Below are 16463 nucleotides of genomic sequence, written 5' to 3'. Positions count from 1 at the left end.
GAGGAATTTCGGAGTCCTTCGCGGCTCCGTTTTTCTTTTCAGGGTTGCGCCCTCGTCGAAGACCGCCCTTCCGGGAATTTCGGGTCGCGTCCTCTCTTCCCGTCGTCCTCGCGACGGGCGCGAGGATGACGGCGGAGGGTTGTGCAAGCTGAGCCGCGGCGCCGCGCTACAGTCCCAGCCGCCGCGCTCGCCCAGCGATGGTGAGCGCCAGTCGCTCGGCTATGAGCTGATCCGGCGCGCCTGAGCTCTTGCAGGCCATGTCCGCGGCCAGCACTTCCGGCTGCAGGGCCGTGAGATGCTCGAGCGACCAGGCGCGGGCCTGGCGGAGGAACTCCCGCTCCTGCTTCCAGAAGACGCCTGAGGCCTTGGCCGCTTCCGGCAGGGTGGCGCCGTTGGCGGCCAGGGTCAGGGTCCGGCGCAGCCGGGCGAGGTGCAGGCTCATGGCGCGGACGGCGGCGGGACCGCCCTCCCCTTCGGCCGCGGCCCGGCGCAAACCCGCATGCGCCGCCGCCAGCTTCCCGCCAAAGGCGTCGGCGGCGGCGTCCAGCAGCGAGGCTTCGGGCTCGACGCCCAGGAACTCCTCCAGATCCTTCACCGTGGCCGTACGGCCGCTTCCCGGGCCCAGCCAGAGCGCCAGGCGCTCCATCTCCTGCCGGGCCACGCCGCGCTCTCTGGGGAGGCGCGAGACGAAGGTTTCGAGGGCCTGGGTGTCCAGGCTCACCTTGTCGGCGGCAAGGGCCTCACGGACCAGCCTGGCGACATCGCCGGGCTCGTCCTCGTAGCAGGGGATGGCGGCGCAGCTGGCGGCCTTCTCCGCGGCTTTCCGTAGCGCCGATTCCCGGCCCAGGGCGCCGGCCTCGATCAGGAAGAAGGCGTCCGGGTTCAGTTTGCCCTCGGCATGGGCCGTCAGGGCCTCGGCGGCGGCCTTGTCGGGGCCGGTTTTCTCGCCGGTGAACCGCAGCCGCACCAGACGGCGGCCGCCCATCATCGAGATGGCCGAGAGTTCGCCTTCGAGACGGCCGCCTTCGGCCTCGTCGTCGGTCAGCAGGGCGGAGTCGAACGGATCGTCGGGGTTGGCGGTGACGACCTTGGCCAGGCGGTCGGCGCGTTCGCGCACGCCGCCCCGGTCCTTGCCGTAGATCAGGGCCGCGCGGAACTGAGGCTCGGGGCCCTTGAGGAAGCGTTCGACCTCGGGGCGTTTCGAGATGATCACGCGATCACCCCGCCTGGCCGCGCGCCATCCAGTCGGCCAGCTGCAGCTGGATCTTGCGGGCGAGCTCCGACGCCGCGCGTTGTTCGGCGTCCTGGCTGGCGCTGATGGCGGCGTAGGGCTGTTCACCGCGGTCGTAGGAGACCTCGGTCTCGGCATGGCCTTCGCGGGCGACGCCGCCGGTCTTGGCGTCGACCAGCTTCCAGTCGGCCTGGAACACCAGCTCATAGCGGCTGGCCGCGGAGTCGACGCGACGGCCGCGCGCGGTGCGGACCTGCTTCAGGTCGATCTGGAGCCGATAGATCGGCGGCAAGGCCCGGTCGCGGGCCAGGGCGTCGTCCAGGGCTTCACGCAGCAGATAGCCGGCGCGACCGTCCGGAGCGACCGTTTCGATGCCCGACAGACCGCTGGAGACGCCCGGTTGGGCGTAAAGCGGCGTGAACCCGCAGGCGGACAGTCCCGGCGCGGCGAGCGTCAGCAGGGCGAGGGCGAGGATATGACGCTTCACCGCCCTACCCCGCCACGATGTTGATGATACGGCCCGGCACCACGATCACCTTTCGCACGCTCAGACCCTCAAGGTGGACCGAGACGTTCGGGTCCGCCAGAGCCTTCTCGCGGACCGTCGCTTCATCGGCGTCGGCGGGCACGCGCAGCTCGCCGCGACGCTTGCCGTTGACCTGCACCGGCAGCACGACCTCGCTGTCGACCACCAGGGCCGGATCGGCCTTGGGCCACGGCGCGTCGACGGCCATCCCGTCTTCGCCCAGCCGGGTCCAGCACTCCTCGGCCAGGTGCGGCGTAAAGGGCGCGATCAGTCGGGCCAGGATGGACAGGGCTTCGGCGCGCGCCTGGGCGACGCCGGTGTCCGTGGCCGGGAAGGCCTTGAGAACGTTCAGGAATTCGTACAGGCGGGCGATGCCGCTGTTGAACCGGAAGCCCTCGATCGACTCGGTGACGGCCTTGATCGTCTTGTGTGCGGCGCGACGCAGTTCTTCGCCCCGCGGATCCGTATCCGGACCCGCCGGCGCGGCGCCCTGGCTGTCGAACTCGGCCCAGACGCGGCCCACGAACCGCCCTGCCCCTTCGACGCCGCCGGTGCTCCACTGCACGTCCCGCTCGGGCGGGCTGTCGGACATGACGAACAGGCGGGCGGCGTCGACGCCGTAGGTCTCGAAGATGTCCTCGGGCGCGACGACGTTCTTCTTCGACTTCGACATCTTCTCGACGTCGCCGATCGAGATGGTCTCGCCGGTGGTCTTCAGCTTCGCGATCCGGGTCCCGCCCTCGGCGATCAGGTCGATCGCCGCCGGCTCGACCCACTCGGGGCGGTCGCCGGCCTGGCGGAAGTAGGTCTCGTGCGTGACCATGCCCTGGGTGAACAGGCCCGCGAAGGGCTCCTTCACCGACAGCATCCCCTCGTCCTTCAGGGCGCGGGTGATGAAGCGGGCGTACAGCAGATGCAGCACGGCGTGCTCGATGCCGCCGATGTACTGGTCGACGGGCAACCACTTGTCGGCCGCCGCCTTGTCGATCGGCTCAGCCGCGTCCGGGTTGGCGAAGCGCGCGAAGTACCAGGACGAGTCCATGAAGGTGTCCAGGGTGTCGGTCTCGCGCTCGGCTTCGCCGCCGCAGCTCGGGCAGGTCGTGAACCGCCAGGTCGGGTGGCGCAGCAGCGGGTTGCCCGGCTGCTCGAAGCTGACGTCGTCGGGCAGGATCACCGGCAGCTGGTCGGCCGAGGCCGGAACCACGCCGCAGGCCTTGCAGTGGACGACCGGGATCGGACAGCCCCAGTAGCGCTGTCGAGAGACGCCCCAATCGCGCAGGCGGTAGACGGTCGCGCCCTCGCCCTTGCCGGCCGCCTCGATCTTGGCCACCGCTTCGGCCTTCGCCTGTTCGACGGTCATGCCGTCCAGGAAGCCGGAGTTGAAGATCTTGCCGGGGCCGACATAGGCCTCGGACCCGACCATGAAGGTGGCCGGATGGGCGTCGGCGGGCAGGACCACGGGCTTGACCGGCAGGCCGTACTTGCGGGCGAAGTCCAGGTCGCGCTGGTCGTGGGCCGGACAGGCGAAGATGGCGCCCGTGCCGTAGTCCATCAGGATGAAGTTGGCGATCCAGACCGGCAGGGTCTCGCCTTCGACGAACGGGTGCTTCACCCGCAGGCCGGTGTCGTAGCCCAGCTTTTCGGCGCCCTCGATATCGGCTTCCGAAGTGCCGCCCCTGCGGCATTCGGCGACGAAGGCGGCGACCTTCGGATCGGCGGCGGCCAATTGCTCCGCCAACGGATGATCTGGCGCGACGCCGACGAACGATGCGCCGAACAGCGTGTCGGGACGGGTGGTGTAGACCTCCAGCCCTTTGTCGAAGCCCTTCGGGGCGACGCCGTCGAAATCGAAGAAGAACTGCAGGCCGGTCGAGCGGCCGATCCAGTTCTCCTGCATGGTCCGGACCTTGTCCGGCCAGCGGTCCAGGGTCGCCAGGCTGTCGATCAGGTCGTCAGCATAGTCGGTGATCCGCATGAACCACTGGGTCAGCTTCTTCTTCTCGACCACGGCGCCCGAGCGCCAGCCGCGACCGTCGATGACCTGCTCGTTGGCCAGGACGGTCATGTCGACCGGATCCCAGTTCACGGTGGCTTCCTTGCGGTAGACGAGGCCGCGCTCCAGCAGCTTCAGGAACCAGGCCTGCTGCTGGCCGTAGTATTCAGGGTCGCAGGTCGCGAACTCGCGGCTCCAGTCGATCGAGAGGCCCAGCAGCTTCAGCTGGTCGCGCATCGCGGCGATGTTGTCGTAGGTCCAGCCCTTGGGGTGAACGCCGCGCTCCATGGCGGCGTTCTCGGCCGGCATGCCGAAGGCGTCCCAGCCCATCGGGTGCAGCACCGCATGGCCCTGGGCCCGGCGGTAGCGCGCGACCACGTCGCCCATGGCGTAGTTGCGCACATGGCCCATGTGGATGCGCCCCGACGGATAGGGGAACATCTCGAGGACGTAGTACTTCGGCCTCGGATCGTCGTTGGCGACGCGGAAAACGTCCTTGCGAGCCCAGGCGTCACGCCATTTGGGCTCTACGTCCTTCGGATTGTAGCGGGCCATTGAAGGCTTTCAGGGAAGTCCGGCGCGCTGGGATCAGCGCGCCATGTTGGCCAGACGCAGCTGGCGGGCCTTGGTCAGGATGGCGTTCTCGATGTCCGTTTCGGTCTGGGCCGTCGTCGGAGCGTCGGTCCAGCCGGCGGCGCCGCCGACCTGCTTGAAGACGGTGACATTCAGGCCGTCGGCCCGAAGTCGCGTGTCGAGAATGTAGACCGTGACCTTGAAGCGCTCGTCCGCCTTCTCGGGGTTCACGTACCAGTCGGTGATGATCACGCCGCCGTACGGGTCGGCCGAGGCCAGCGGCATGAAGGACAGGGTGTCCAGCGTGGCGCGCCACAGATAGCCGTTCACGCCGAGCTGCGGCCCTTCGACCTTGGCCGACGACGAACCGCGGCCGATCTTGAACGGGTTGAACCCGCCTTCTTCCTGGGTCTGGAAGGTCCGGGTTCCGCCGCTCGTGCTGCAGGCCGCCAGGCCCGTCACGGTCAGCGCCAGAATGCCGGCGGAGGCGATCCGCTTCCACGACCTGCGCGCAAACGCCATATTCTCTCGCTCCACTCGTTCCAGCCGCGCCTTCAGAGAGCGCGCAGCGGCGTACACCCCCGACGCCCCTCATAGCCCGTCTACAACAAGGCCTCGCCGCCGCCAAACGGGAATCTCGTTGCGTCCGCGCCACAGGCGGAGGGGGAATCCATCCCCAAGGGACCTCTAGGGGTTTCGACGCATTGACCCGAGGGTCATACGGACTTTAATCGCAATCCGAGGAACACCATTTCCAAGTACTGGAACTGGTAAATGGGAAAGCGGCTGGGGGAGCCGGACGACGCTATGGTGAAGGTGTATGGCATCGCCGTGATTTCGGCGCTGGCCCTGGCGGGCGTGGCGACGACGGCTCATGCCCAGAATATCGCATCCAAACCCCGCGTTCAGCCGGCGCCGGACTTCGAAGTCCGCGGCGACACCTTCCGCGACAGCCAGTTCAACCAAGACGGCCGCCGTTCCATCACCTGGGACGCCAAGAAGGGCCGCTGGGGCCTGTCGCTGGACATCAAGCCGCGCAACGAAATCGACCCGACGACCTCCCGTGATCTGCAAGGCCGCGACGTCGAGGCGGGCGCCTTCTTCAAGGTGACCCCGCAACTGCGCGTCGGCGGCTCCGTCGGCGTCGGTCCGAACAACCCGGCGCCGCTGCGCAAGAACGACGGCCGCGAGGAAGCGCCGCGCGTTCGTCTCGAGACCGCCTTCAAGTTCTGACGGCTTCGACCATCGCAAATCCCGCCGCGCCCGAGCCGACCAGCTCCGGCGCGGTTTTCGTATTCACGCCGCCCAGGGCGTAGACGGGCAGGGGACTGGCCGCGACCAGGGCCGCGAAGGCTTCTGCGCCCATGGGACTGGCTGCCGAGGGGCTCCGGCTCGGAAACACCGGCGAGACCAGCACGGCGTCGCAGCCGGCGTCGGCGGCGCGCGCTACGGCTTCGGTGGAATGGGCGGCGGCGGTGACGATCCAGCCCGGGTGGCCGGCCGCCTCGCCGATCAGCCGTTCGGGCAGGTGTAGGCCGTCCGCCTCACAGGCTCGGGCCAGGTCCGCATCGGCGCCGACCAGCAGAGGCAGGCCCCGGGCGCGCGTGGTCCGCCGCAAGCGAAGACCGACCTCCACCGCATCAAGCCGTCCGAACGCCCGGTAGATCACGCCCCAGCCCGCGGGCAGACGCTCGGCGACGGCGGCGGGGTCGGGCGTGCGGTCCGGGTCAGTCACGAACAGCAGGCGGGGCAGGGGCTTTCGCGGGGCGACGCGCGGTCGTAAGGACGCGGCCAGGTCGGCCAGCCGTTGGAGATCGTCCGTTGCCTCACTCATCACCGATCGCCCAGGCGCGCCTTTCCGTGCTGGATGCCGTCGCCGCCGCGGCGAAGGCCGCGGGGCGCGAACCGGCCGATGTGACCCTCGTCGCGGTCTCCAAGCAACAGCCGGACGAAAAGATCGACGCGATGCTGGCCACGGGCCAGCACGTGTTCGGCGAGAACCGCGTCCAGGAGGCCCAGGGGCGCTGGGAAGCCCGGCGGGCGGGCGTTGAGCTGCGCCTGATCGGTCCGCTGCAGACCAACAAGGTCAAGGAGGCTGTCGCCCTGTTCGATGTGATCGAGACGGTCGACCGGGAAAAGCTGGCCCGCGCCCTGGCCGATGAGCTGGCCCGGACCGGCAGGCGGCCCCGCCTGTACGTCCAGGTCAACACCGGCGAGGAGCCCCAGAAGGCCGGCGTCGCCCCGGCCGAGACGGACGCCTTCCTGGCGCTTTGCCGCGAGCTGGGCCTGACGATCGAGGGCCTGATGTGCATCCCGCCCGAGGCCGAGCCGGCGGGGCCGCACTTCGCCCTGCTGGCCAGGATCGCCGCCCGCAACGGCCTGTCGAAGCTGTCGATGGGCATGAGCGCCGACTACGAGACCGCCGTGCGGTTCGGCGCCACCAGCGTGCGGGTCGGCTCGGCCCTGTTCGGGGCGCGGGGGTAGGGCGGGGCTGCGGCTCAGGCCGCCAGGATCTCCCGCACGCTCATCTGCTTGAACGCCTCGACCAGGGCGCGGCCCTCGTCCGGCGTCGTCGAGATGGCCAGGCGCATCGTGGCCTCGCCCAGGTGCCAGATCAGGAAGGCGGTCGCGGCGAGCGTCTCTGGGTCGACGCCGGGCCGGGCGCGCGTCATCGCCGCCGCCAGCAGACTTCCGGCGATCCGGCTTTCGGCGATCTCGATCGCGGCCAGCTGCCGATCGGCCTGCATGCCTGACCAGATGTCGCGCATGACCGGCTCGGCGAGGAAGATCGCATAGTAGCGATCGACCAGGTCGAGATACGCCGCCCTGAGGCTCTCCGGGTCCCGGACCGGCGCCAGGGCGTCGGCGATACAGCGCCGGCCCTCGGCGCCATAGCGCTCGGCCAGGGTGCGCAGGATCGACGCCTTGTCCGGAAAGTACTGGTAGAGCGAGCCGATCGAGACGCCCGCCCGGGCGGCGACTTCGCTCATCTTCAACTGGTCGCTGCCGTCGGCCGCGATCAGGTCCGCCGCGGCCGTCACGATGCGCTCGAGCCGTTCGCGGCTGCGCTGCTGAACCGGCTTGCGGCCGGGGCCGTCGGTCTGGTCGATCATTCTCGGCGTCAAGCTCGGCTCTCACCAAAACGTGAGCGATCCTCATGTTATCGAGTTTCGCCTTGCCTACAAGGGGAAAGCTGGCGTGAGCCGGGAGCAGGTCGTGTCGACCCTCGTTCCGTGACGCTTGATCTTCGAACGTGAGGGTGCTTCACCTTCAGAAAGTGAGATTGGCTCACATTTCAGAGGAAGCCTCCATGACCACCTCCAAGCCCATTCTCGTCACCGGCGCCACCGGCAAGACCGGCGTCCGCATCGTCGCGCGGCTGCGGGCGGCCGGCAGACCTGTTCGGATCGGATCGCGCAGGGCGTCGCCGGCCTTCGATTGGGAGGACCGGTCGACTTGGGCCGAAGCGTTGGATGGCGTTTCCGCCGCCTATGTCGCTTTCCAGCCTGACCTCGCCGCCCCCGGAGCGCTGGAGACCGTGACCGCCTTCTTCGCCCAGGCGGTCGACAGCGGAGTCCGCCGCCTTGTCCTGCTGTCGGGCCGTGGCGAGGTCGAGGCTGAGCAGGCGGAGGAAGCCCTGAAGGCCTCTGGCGCCGACTGGACGATCCTGCGGGCCAGCTGGTTCAGCCAGAACTTCAGCGAAGCGGACTTCCTCGACGCAGTCCTGTCGGGCGAGGTCGCTCTGCCGGTCGGTCCGATTCCCGAGCCTTTCATCGATGTCGAGGACATCGCCGACGTCGCCTTCGCGGCGCTGACCGAGCCCGGGCATTCCGGCCGCCTGTACGTCCTGACCGGCCCGCGGGCCCTGACCTTCGAAGACGCAACGCGCGAGATCGCCGCCGCGACCGGACGCGACATCCGTTTCGTCTCGGTTCCCGCGGAGGTCTATCGCGCGGCCCTGGTGGAGCTGGAGCAGCCGCCCGAAGTCGTCGATCTGGTGCTCTATCTGCTGACCACGATCCTGGACGGCCGCAACACTTCCACCGCCGACGGCGTTCAGCAGGCGTTGGGGCGTCCGGCGGGCGACTTCTCCGACTATGTGCGACGCACGGCCGCCACGGGCGTCTGGGGAGCTTCCGATGCTTGATCGCGCCCTGTTGGTCTCGCTGATCGCCGCCGCCGTGGGCAGCGGCGTGGTCGGGGGCATCTTCTACGCCTTCTCGACCTTCGTGATGGCGGGTCTCGGCCGACTGCCCGCGGAGCAGGGGGCGGCGGCGATGAACCACATCAACGTCACCGTCATCAACCCGCTGTTCATGGCCGCCTTCATGGGCACGGCGCTGCTCTGCCTGATCCTGGCGATCGGGTCAGCGTTCTGGTGGGCGGAGCCGGCCGCCAAGCTGGTCCTGGCCGCGAGCCTGCTCTACCTGGTCGGCTGTTTCGGGGTGACGATGGCGTTCAATGTCCCCCTGAACAACGAACTGGCCGCGACGGGGACGGCGGCCTGGGCCCGCTACCAGCAGGCCTGGACGATGTGGAACCACGTCCGAACCGTCGCGCCCATCCTGTCGCTGATCCTGTTCATCACGGCCCTGATGGCGAAGTAGCCGCGCCGGGCGTCTTCAGGCCGAGGGCGCCCGCTCGCTCCAGTCCTCCAGGTTCGGCTCGGCCCCCATCAAAGCCAGGCCCGCGGCGATGGAGACCAGCTCGGCGCCCGACTCCAGCTTGGCGGTTCCGAAGCGACGCTCGAAGATCCCCCGCACGGCCGGGACGAACGAACTGCCGCCGGTCAGGAACACCCGGTCGACGCCGGCCTCGGCCAGGTTGGCGCGCTTCAGCGCCTCGTCCACCGCGCCCTCGATGGCGGCCAGCTCCGGCTGGATCCAGCGCTCGAAGCTGGTCCGCTTGACCGGTCCCTCGATCTCCACCGAGCCGCCCTTGAAGCTGAACACAGCCTCCTCGGCGCCGGAGAGGGCCTCCTTCAATCGCGAGACCGACTGGTAGAGGCGATAGCCGTGGTTGTCGTCGAGCAGCTCGACCAGGCGCGCGATCTTTTCCGGCTCGACCGCGTCGCGGACCAGCTTGCGGATGTCCCGCATGTCCTTGGAGGCGCGCAGCAGGGCCAGCTGCTCCCAGCGGGCGAAGGCGGCGTAGTAGCGATTGGGCACCGGCAGGATGTTGTCGAAGGCGCGATAGCTGCTGCCCTTGCCGAGCTTCGGCGAGACCAGGTGGTCGATGATCCGGTAGTCGAAGGCGTCGCCGGCCAGGCCCACGCCCGCGTTGGCCAGCGCCCGCGAGCGGATGTGGCCGTCCTCGCGCGTGAACCGGACCAGCGAGAAGTCGCTGGTGCCGCCGCCGAAATCGGCGACCAGCACCGTGGCGTCGCCTTCCAGCCGCTTGGCGAAGAAAAAGGCGGCGGCGACGGGCTCCGGCACGTAGCGGACGTCCTCGAAGCCCAGTCGCCGGAAGGCGGTCTCGTACCGGCGCAGGGCCAAGGCCGTGTCGGGCCGGTTGCCGACGAAGGTCACCGGCCGTCCGACGATGGCGCGGCGGGGCAGGGCGTCCATCGCCTCGCCGCCGTGCTCCTTCACCTTGAGCAGAAAGGCGCTGAGCAGGTCTTCGAAGGTGAACCGCCGGCGCAGGATCTCGGTGTCGGTGAACAGCGCGCTGGCGGCGTAGCTCTTGAACGACTGGATGAACCGCGTCTCCAGCGGCTCCTCGACATAGGCGTCGATCGCCCAGGGCCCCGCCTCGACCACCCGCGCCTTGGGGTCATGCTCGGGGGCGTAGAAGCTGAGCGCCGAGCGGAAGGCGGCGAACGGCGCCCCCTCGTGCTCGTAGGTCACGAGGGCGGCCTCGCCCTCTCGCTCGAGGGCCAGGACGGTGTTGGTGGTGCCGAAGTCGACGCCGATGGCGGCGTCGGAAACGCGCGACATGAGGGTGATCCCTGAGATGACGGATCCTCCCCTGTGGGGGAGGTGGCTCGCCGAAGGCGAGACGGAGGGGGTTCAATGGCGAAACACCCCCTCAGTCGGCCCTCCGGGCCGCCAGCTCCCCCAGAGGGGAGCATCCCGATGAATGAACCGCTCCGGCCCATTCATCGAGGGCGTCAAAGCGGGTAGGCGGTCACTTGGCTGATCCTCATGCGGTCATGGCCCTACTCCGCGATGGGCTCGAGCGGCTGGTCGTAGGCCGCCATCAGAGCCATGTTGAGGATCTTGGACACCGAAGCCGACAGCGGCGCGATCTGGACCGACTTCTCCAGGCCCAGCAGGATCGGGCCCAGCACCGTCGCCCCGCCCAGGGCCTGGACCAGCTTGGTCGAGATCGAGGCGGAGTGGATCGCCGGCATGATCAGCACGTTGGCCGGACCGGTCAGGCGCATGAAGGGATAGTTGGCGCGGCGTTCCGGCTCGAGGGCCAGCTCCGGCGGCATCTCGCCCTCGTATTCGAAGTCGACGCCGTCCAGCTCGTCGAGGATGGCGACGGCCTCGCGCACCTTCTCCGACCGCAGTCCCATGGGATTGCCGAAGGTGGAGTAGCTCATGAAGGCCACGCGCGGCTTGAAGCCCAGCGCCTTCACGGCCCGGGCGGCTTCGCAGGCGATCTCGACCAGCTCCTCGGCCTCCGGCATCTCGGTGACGTTGGTGTCGGCGATGAACAGGGTGTGGCCCTTGGCCAGCACGATGGACATGCCCATCACGCGGCCGCCCGGCGCCGGGTCGATCACGCGCAGGACCTCCTCCAGCGCCTGGTCGTAGGAGCGAGTCACGCCGGTGACCATGGCGTCGGCGTCGCCGGCGGCGACCATCGAGGCGGCGAAGCTGTTGCGGTCCTGGTTGATCAGGCGCTGCACGTCGCGCTTCAGGTAGCCTTCGCGCTGCAGCCGCTCGTACAGCCGCTCGACGTAGGCCGGGTTCTTGTCGGACAGGCGGGCGTTGACGATCTGCAGCTGGACGTCGGCCGGATCGAGGCCCGCCAGCTTCATGTTCTCGTGGACCAGCTCCTCGCGGCCGCAGAGGATCGCCTCGCCCAGGCCCTGGGCCTGGAAGGCGTAGGCGGCGCGGATCACGCTCGGCTCCTCGCCTTCGGCGAAGACGACGCGCTTCTTCGGCGAGCTGCTCATCACCGAGCCGCTGATCTTCTGCAGGAAGGCCGCGGTCGGGTCGAGGCGCTGCGCCAGGCTGGCGCGGTAGGCGTCCATGTCCTCGATCGGCTTGCGGGCCACGCCTGTGTCCATCGCCGCCTGGGCGACGAACGGCGGGATGTAGCTGATCAGGCGCGGATCGAACGGCGTCGGGATGATGTAGTCCGGGCCGAAGCGCAGCTGGCGGCCGTGGTAGGCGGCGGCCACCTCGTCCGGCACGTCCTCGCGGGCCAGCTGGGCCAGCGCGTTCGCGCAGGCGATCTTCATCTCCATGTTCACCCGCCGGGCGCGCACGTCCAGCGCGCCGCGGAAGATGTAGGGGAAGCCCAGCACGTTGTTGACCTGGTTCGGATAGTCCGAGCGGCCGGTGGCGACGATGGCGTCGCCGCGGACCTCGGCCACCTCTTCCGGCGCGATCTCCGGATCGGGGTTGGCCATGGCGAAGATGATCGGGTTGGCCGCCATGGTGGCGACCATCTCCTTGGTCAGGGCGCCCTTGGCCGACAGGCCGATGAACACGTCGGCGCCGACCATGGCTTCGGCCAGGGTGCGCTTGTCGGTGTCGACCGCGTGGGCCGACTTCCACTGGTTCATGTCCTCGGTGCGGCCGCGGTAGAGGACGCCCTTGCGGTCGACCGCCAGGACGTTCTCGTGCTTCACGCCCATGGCCTTGATCAGCTCCAGCGTGGCGATGCCCGCCGCGCCCGGGCCGTTCAGGACCACCTTGACGTCCTCGACCCTGCGGCCCGTGATCTCGCAGGCATTGATCAGGCCGGCGGCCGAGATGATGGCGGTGCCGTGCTGGTCGTCGTGGAACACCGGGATGTCGAGCAGGTCCTGCAGCTCGGTCTCGATGCGGAAGCAGTCGGGGCTCTTGATGTCCTCGAGGTTGATGCCCCCGAAGGTCACGCCGATGTTCTTCACGACGGTGATGATCTCGTCGGGATCCTTCGAGGTCAGCTCGATGTCGATGCCGTCGACGTCGGCGAAGCGCTTGAACAGGACGGCCTTGCCTTCCATCACCGGCTTGGAGGCCAGCGCGCCCAGGTCGCCCAGGCCCAGGATGGCGGTGCCGTTGGAGATCACGCCGACCAGGTTGCCCTTCGAGGTGTAGTCGTAGGCCAGGTCGGGATCGTCGGCGATCGCCAACACCGGCACGGCGACGCCCGGCGAGTAGGCCAGGCTCAGGTCCCGCTGCGTGGCCATCGGCTTGGTCGCGGCCACCCCGATCTTGCCCGGGGTCGGGAACTGGTGGAAGGCCAGCGCCTCCTCGTCGGTGAAGGTCTTTTTCTCGGCGTCGCTCATAAGGCTTTGGAGGCGTCCTCAACGCATAGCGGGACGCTTTGCCGGCCTGCGCCGTACGCCCCATTGGTCTGGAGAAGGACGCGCAACCTAACGGCCGCGTAAAGCGGGGACAACAGGGACGTCCGGGAAGTTTCGTTCAGGGGGTCATGAGCCCAGGGCATGGGCCGGGCGCTGACAACCGGCGGCCGGGCCTGTAGAGCTTGCGGCCATGACCCAGACCGCCGCCTCCGCCCCCGTGAAGATCGCCGTCGCCGGCGCCCTCGGCCGCATGGGCCAGGCGGTGGCGAAACTGTGCGAGGGCCGCGACGACGTCGTGGTCGTCGCCCGCTACGAGCGGCCCGGCGTGGACGGGGAGGGGCTGGTCTCGATCGACGAGGCGCTGGCCTTGGCGGACGTGGTCATCGACTTCACCACGCCCGAGGCCTCGGTCGCCCTGGCCGAGAAGGCCGCCGGCCGCGGCGGCGTCGCCCTGGTGATCGGCTCGACCGGCCTGTCGCCGGACCAGGCCCGCCGGATCGACCAGGCCGGCGAGCGGATCGCCGTGGTCCGGGCCGGCAACTTCTCGCTGGGGGTCAATCTGCTGATCGGCCTGACCCGCCAGGCGGCCGCGGCGCTGGACCCGCGCGACTTCGATATCGAGGTGTTCGAGGCCCACCACCGCCGCAAGGTCGACGCCCCCTCGGGCACGGCCCTGATGCTGGGCGAGGCGGCGGCCGAAGGGCGCTGCGTGAACCTCGCCGACGTCCAGGTTCCGGCCCGTCACGGCCTGACCGGGCCTCGTACGGAGGGCGAGATCGGCTTCTCGGTTGTCCGCGGCGGCGACATCATCGGCGAGCACAGCGTGGTGTTCGCCGGCGATGAGGAAATCCTGACCCTGAGCCACTCGGCGCGGGACCGGTCGTTGTTCGCCCGGGGCGCCGTGGTCGCGGCAAAATGGGCGGCCGGCAAGGGCGCCGGGGCCTATGACATGCAGGATGTGCTGGGGATGCGGGGGTGACTGCGGCGCACAGCTATTGGCGCTGCGACTGGACGCATACTCACGTCGGAGACCCTGTCGTCATGTTCTACGAAGTGGACGGCGCTGGTGATGTACCGCGCATTGTCGACGTTTTCCGAGATGGCTCCGGGATGGCTCAATGTGTCGGAGACTATATTGGACGAGAGAATGACCTCCCCGGGGTCGATAGCCTCGTCGAAGGCAGTTTCCTCGAAGCGACCAGGGAAATGCGGGCAGTCATGAGTCCTGGCGGAATCGAGGACTGCGGCGAGCGGATAACGCTCGTTCAAACAGACGCCGAGATGTTCGAGGAAGTTTGGCTGCGACACCGCAAGCGGTAGCCCTGCCAACCCCTTCACCTCATGGCGAGACGATCGCCGGTCGATCCGGGTCACTCAAGGACCGCGCGTGCGCGCGGCCGCGGAGCGGCGGGCCCGAGGCCCGTCCTAGACTGACCCGGCTCGGCCGGCACGCTGACATCCATGAGATGAAAGGTGGGTCCTCCCCCTGGGGGAGGGGGACCATGCAAAGCATGGTGGAGGGGGCCAAATGCCGAGGACCCTCTCCACCACCCTTCGGGTGGTCCCCCTCTCCCGATGGGAGAGGATCGGGGGAGGACTCCCGGGACCTATAGTCCGGGGACATGGCGGGACATTCGGCGACAACCGGCCCCTTCGCGGCGGCGGTTCAATCCCCGTGGCCCGTCACGGCGCTAGACTCCGTCCATGAGCGCGATCGTCGGAAACTCGGAAACGGCGAAAACCCTTCCGTCGCAAGGGATCCCCGATGCGCGCCTCATGGCCTGCGGACAGGACGGCCCGATAGCCGGTAGGCCCTCGCCCCCGACCTATCCCCGCATCCAAGTCCCCAGAACCCCGCCGACCCTCGCAGGCGAGACACCGAAGACCCTAGCCGCCGCGCGCCACGAACCAGCCGTTCAGGAACCGCTCGTCGGCCTTGCCGTACAGGAAGTCGCCGCCGCCGTAGGCCGTGACCTTGCCGCCGGCCGCTTCCAGCACCGCCTGGGCCGCGCAGATGTCCCACTCGCTGGTCGGTCCGTGCCGCGGGTAGATGTCGGCTGCTCCCTCGGCGATGCGGCAGAACTTGATCGAGCTGTCCATCGGCTCGCGCAGGTCGAAGCCGTACTCGTTGGCCAGCTTGACGGCGGTCTCTTCCTTCATGGTGTGGCTGACCAGGGCGATCGCCGCGCCCTTGGGCCAGGCGCGAACGTTCACCGGGATGTCCACCGTCTCGCCCATGCCGCGCTTGCGGGCGCCGCCGGCGGTCGTGAACCAGGTCTCGCCGCTGGCCGGGGCGCAGACGGCGCCGGCGACCGGCTTGCGGTCGACCACCAGGCCGATGTTGACCGTGAAGTTGGGATCGCCGCGCACGAAGGCCTTGGTGCCGTCGACCGGGTCGGCCAGGAAGAAGCGCGGTCCCACCGCCTCGGGCGTGCCGTACTCGCTGGCGTGTTCCTCCGAGACGACGCAGGCGCCGGGGAAGGCCTCTTCCAGCCGTTGCAGGATCAGCCGTTCGCCGGCGCGGTCGGCTTCGGTCACCGGGCTGGAGTCGGCCTTCTGGATGACCTCGAGCTCCGAGCGCCAGTAGGGCAGGACCAGCCGGCCGGCCTCCTCGACGATGTCGGCCAGGATGCGGCCGATATCGGCGTCATGGGCGGTGCTCATCGGGCGTCCCTCGGGTCGTCGGCCACGAAAATCAGACGCACGACCGACGCATCGATGGTCTGCTTGCCGGCCTCCTCGAAGTCGACCGTCACGCGACGTCCGACCACCGACTGCACCTGGCCCAGGCCCCAGTCCGCGCGATCCGGATGGCGCACCAGGGCGCCGGGTTCGATGAACGGGTCCATGACGGGTGTCCTAGGGGGCTGCTCACCGTTTGCCAACGTCTCAAATCAGGGCAATTTCCGGGGCCATGACCGACCAGACCGCCGCCGCCACGCCTGCCGAGGTTTCCGAACCCGCGGAAGCCCTTCCCGACGCCGCGGAACTGGCCGCCCAGATCGCCGCGCGCCTGTGCCACGACTTCATCAGTCCGGCGAGCGCGGTGGTCTCTGGCCTGGACCTGCTGGAGGACCCCTCGGCCCAGGACATGCGCGAGGACGCCATGAACCTGATCGCCCAGAGCGCCCGGAAGCTGGCCGACCTGCTGCAGTTCAGCCGCGTGGCCTTCGGCGCCTCGAACAGCGCCGAGGTCTTCGACGCCCGCGAACTGGAGAAGCTGGCCCAGGGCGTCTACGCCCATGTCCGCCCGGACCTGGAGTGGAAGGTCGAGCCGGCCGGGGTCAACAAGCCCGCCGCCCGCATTCTGATGAACCTGGCTCAGATCGCCGCCGGAGCGCTGCCCATGGGCGGCAAGGCGACGATCCGCGCGGTCGAGGCCGGCGACCGGCTGGCCATCAGCGTCGAGGCGACCGGTCCCCGCGCCCGCCTGAAGCCGGAGGTCCTGCGCGGCCTGCAGGGCCAGGATCGCGGCGAAGCGGTCGGCGGGGCTTGGGTCCAGGCCTACTATCTGCACCTGATCGCGCGCCAGGCCGGAGGCCGCGTGGCCGCCGAGACCGGCGAGGATCGGGTCTCCCTGGCGGCCTTCGCGCCGCTCTAGGGGGTCTAGCGGCCGGGTTGTCCCGCCGTCCCTCACAAGCCGTTAACCGACGCAGGGCACAACGGTCGG

General features: G+C 69.2%; 17 protein-coding genes. 7 read left to right on the top strand and 10 right to left on the bottom strand.

Features of this window, described 5'->3' with window-relative positions; genetic code table 11:
* Positions 1-166: 166 nt before the first annotated feature.
* The 4 genes from holA to CSW64_RS00420 are packed head-to-tail and all read right to left on the bottom strand — an operon-like array spanning position 167 to position 4845.
* Positions 167-1213, bottom strand: a complete 1047-nt coding sequence (gene holA / locus CSW64_RS00435; protein ID WP_099620237.1) for a DNA polymerase III subunit delta — start codon at positions 1211-1213, stop codon at positions 167-169.
* Between the two features lie 4 nt (positions 1214-1217).
* The gene (lptE, locus tag CSW64_RS00430) at positions 1218-1718 is read right to left on the bottom strand and encodes an LPS assembly lipoprotein LptE (RefSeq protein WP_245863791.1); all 501 of its coding nucleotides are present in this window, start codon (positions 1716-1718) and stop codon (positions 1218-1220) included.
* A gap of 4 nt (positions 1719-1722) precedes the next feature.
* Positions 1723-4305 (bottom strand): leucine--tRNA ligase, encoded by a 2583-nt coding sequence (gene leuS, locus CSW64_RS00425; RefSeq protein ID WP_099620236.1) that lies wholly within the window; start codon positions 4303-4305, stop codon positions 1723-1725.
* 33 nt (positions 4306-4338) lie between these two features.
* On the bottom strand, positions 4339-4845 hold the full coding sequence (locus tag CSW64_RS00420; RefSeq protein ID WP_099620235.1) for a DUF3576 domain-containing protein: 507 nt from the start codon (positions 4843-4845) through the stop codon (positions 4339-4341).
* A gap of 252 nt (positions 4846-5097) precedes the next feature.
* Between CSW64_RS00420 and CSW64_RS00415 the strand changes: the two genes are divergently transcribed.
* The gene (locus CSW64_RS00415) at positions 5098-5556 is read left to right on the top strand and encodes an NtrZ family periplasmic regulatory protein (RefSeq protein WP_099620234.1); all 459 of its coding nucleotides are present in this window, start codon (positions 5098-5100) and stop codon (positions 5554-5556) included.
* Here CSW64_RS00415 and CSW64_RS00410 read toward each other — a convergent pair.
* A complete protein-coding gene (locus CSW64_RS00410; RefSeq protein ID WP_099620233.1) occupies positions 5546-6157 on the bottom strand; it encodes a thiamine phosphate synthase in 612 nt (203 codons plus the stop codon). The genes CSW64_RS00415 and CSW64_RS00410 overlap by 11 nt on opposite strands.
* A gap of 5 nt (positions 6158-6162) precedes the next feature.
* On the opposite strand from CSW64_RS00410, the gene CSW64_RS00405 reads away from it, so the two are divergent.
* Positions 6163-6807, top strand: a complete 645-nt coding sequence (locus tag CSW64_RS00405) for a YggS family pyridoxal phosphate-dependent enzyme (RefSeq protein WP_216361275.1) — start codon at positions 6163-6165, stop codon at positions 6805-6807.
* Between the two features lie 14 nt (positions 6808-6821).
* Here the strand turns inward: CSW64_RS00405 and CSW64_RS00400 are convergent, their stop codons facing one another.
* The gene (locus CSW64_RS00400; RefSeq protein ID WP_099620231.1) at positions 6822-7436 is read right to left on the bottom strand and encodes a TetR/AcrR family transcriptional regulator; all 615 of its coding nucleotides are present in this window, start codon (positions 7434-7436) and stop codon (positions 6822-6824) included.
* A gap of 197 nt (positions 7437-7633) precedes the next feature.
* Here CSW64_RS00400 and CSW64_RS00395 point away from each other — a divergent pair, with 197 nt between their 5' ends.
* Together CSW64_RS00395 and CSW64_RS00390 are read left to right on the top strand one after the other, a co-directional pair.
* Positions 7634-8470 (top strand): NAD(P)H-binding protein, encoded by an 837-nt coding sequence (locus CSW64_RS00395; RefSeq protein ID WP_099620230.1) that lies wholly within the window; start codon positions 7634-7636, stop codon positions 8468-8470.
* Positions 8463-8930: an anthrone oxygenase family protein gene (locus CSW64_RS00390; RefSeq protein WP_099620229.1), complete on the top strand. Its 468-nt coding sequence runs from the start codon at positions 8463-8465 to the stop codon at positions 8928-8930. The genes CSW64_RS00395 and CSW64_RS00390 overlap by 8 nt, the downstream gene beginning before the upstream one ends.
* Before the next feature lie 15 nt (positions 8931-8945).
* On the opposite strand, the gene CSW64_RS00385 is transcribed toward CSW64_RS00390, so the two are convergent.
* Both CSW64_RS00385 and CSW64_RS00380 read right to left on the bottom strand, forming a co-directional pair.
* Complete coding sequence (locus CSW64_RS00385) at positions 8946-10259, bottom strand: Hsp70 family protein (protein WP_099620228.1); 1314 nt, start codon at positions 10257-10259, stop codon at positions 8946-8948.
* Positions 10260-10480: 221 nt separating this feature from the next.
* Positions 10481-12775, bottom strand: a complete 2295-nt coding sequence (locus CSW64_RS00380; RefSeq protein ID WP_099620227.1) for an NADP-dependent malic enzyme — start codon at positions 12773-12775, stop codon at positions 10481-10483.
* A 208-nt stretch (positions 12776-12983) separates the two neighbouring features.
* Here CSW64_RS00380 and dapB point away from each other — a divergent pair, with 208 nt between their 5' ends.
* Together dapB and CSW64_RS00370 are read left to right on the top strand one after the other, a co-directional pair.
* A complete protein-coding gene (gene dapB, locus CSW64_RS00375) occupies positions 12984-13772 on the top strand; it encodes a 4-hydroxy-tetrahydrodipicolinate reductase (protein ID WP_099620226.1) in 789 nt (262 codons plus the stop codon).
* On the top strand, positions 13769-14113 hold the full coding sequence (locus tag CSW64_RS00370; protein WP_342745837.1) for a DUF6881 domain-containing protein: 345 nt from the start codon (positions 13769-13771) through the stop codon (positions 14111-14113). The genes dapB and CSW64_RS00370 overlap by 4 nt, the downstream gene beginning before the upstream one ends.
* 567 nt (positions 14114-14680) lie before the next feature.
* Here the strand turns inward: CSW64_RS00370 and cysQ are convergent.
* Complete coding sequence (gene cysQ / locus CSW64_RS00365; RefSeq protein ID WP_099620224.1) at positions 14681-15457, bottom strand: 3'(2'),5'-bisphosphate nucleotidase CysQ; 777 nt, start codon at positions 15455-15457, stop codon at positions 14681-14683.
* Entirely contained in the window at positions 15454-15642 is a 189-nt protein-coding gene (locus CSW64_RS00360; RefSeq protein ID WP_099620223.1) for a DUF3553 domain-containing protein, read from the bottom strand. Before CSW64_RS00360 ends, cysQ begins: the two co-directional genes overlap by 4 nt.
* Before the next feature lie 65 nt (positions 15643-15707).
* Between CSW64_RS00360 and chpT the strand changes: the two genes are divergently transcribed.
* On the top strand, positions 15708-16394 hold the full coding sequence (chpT, locus tag CSW64_RS00355; RefSeq protein ID WP_099620222.1) for a histidine phosphotransferase ChpT: 687 nt from the start codon (positions 15708-15710) through the stop codon (positions 16392-16394).
* The last annotated feature ends 69 nt before the right edge of the window (positions 16395-16463 follow it).

It is taken from the genome of Caulobacter mirabilis, from assembly GCF_002749615.1.
GTDB classification, from domain to species: domain Bacteria; phylum Pseudomonadota; class Alphaproteobacteria; order Caulobacterales; family Caulobacteraceae; genus Caulobacter; species Caulobacter mirabilis.
The sequence above is the reverse complement of the archived record's forward strand: the minus strand, read 5'-3'. Positions and strand labels throughout refer to the sequence as shown.

Excerpts from the sequence above, each read along its gene's own strand:
- leuS (WP_099620236.1), bottom strand. The coding sequence starts at position 4,305 with ATGGCCCGCTACAATCCGAAGGACGTAGAGCCCAAATGGCGTGACGCC.
- CSW64_RS00420 (WP_099620235.1), bottom strand. The coding sequence starts at position 4,845 with ATGGCGTTTGCGCGCAGGTCGTGGAAGCGGATCGCCTCCGCCGGCATT.
- CSW64_RS00415 (WP_099620234.1), top strand. The coding sequence starts at position 5,098 with ATGGGAAAGCGGCTGGGGGAGCCGGACGACGCTATGGTGAAGGTGTAT.
- CSW64_RS00410 (WP_099620233.1), bottom strand. The coding sequence starts at position 6,157 with ATGAGTGAGGCAACGGACGATCTCCAACGGCTGGCCGACCTGGCCGCG.
- CSW64_RS00400 (WP_099620231.1), bottom strand. The coding sequence starts at position 7,436 with ATGATCGACCAGACCGACGGCCCCGGCCGCAAGCCGGTTCAGCAGCGC.
- CSW64_RS00395 (WP_099620230.1), top strand. The coding sequence starts at position 7,634 with ATGACCACCTCCAAGCCCATTCTCGTCACCGGCGCCACCGGCAAGACC.
- CSW64_RS00390 (WP_099620229.1), top strand. The coding sequence starts at position 8,463 with ATGCTTGATCGCGCCCTGTTGGTCTCGCTGATCGCCGCCGCCGTGGGC.
- CSW64_RS00385 (WP_099620228.1), bottom strand. The coding sequence starts at position 10,259 with ATGTCGCGCGTTTCCGACGCCGCCATCGGCGTCGACTTCGGCACCACC.
- CSW64_RS00380 (WP_099620227.1), bottom strand. The coding sequence starts at position 12,775 with ATGAGCGACGCCGAGAAAAAGACCTTCACCGACGAGGAGGCGCTGGCC.
- dapB (WP_099620226.1), top strand. The coding sequence starts at position 12,984 with ATGACCCAGACCGCCGCCTCCGCCCCCGTGAAGATCGCCGTCGCCGGC.
- cysQ (WP_099620224.1), bottom strand. The coding sequence starts at position 15,457 with ATGAGCACCGCCCATGACGCCGATATCGGCCGCATCCTGGCCGACATC.
- CSW64_RS00360 (WP_099620223.1), bottom strand. The coding sequence starts at position 15,642 with ATGGACCCGTTCATCGAACCCGGCGCCCTGGTGCGCCATCCGGATCGC.
- chpT (WP_099620222.1), top strand. The coding sequence starts at position 15,708 with ATGACCGACCAGACCGCCGCCGCCACGCCTGCCGAGGTTTCCGAACCC.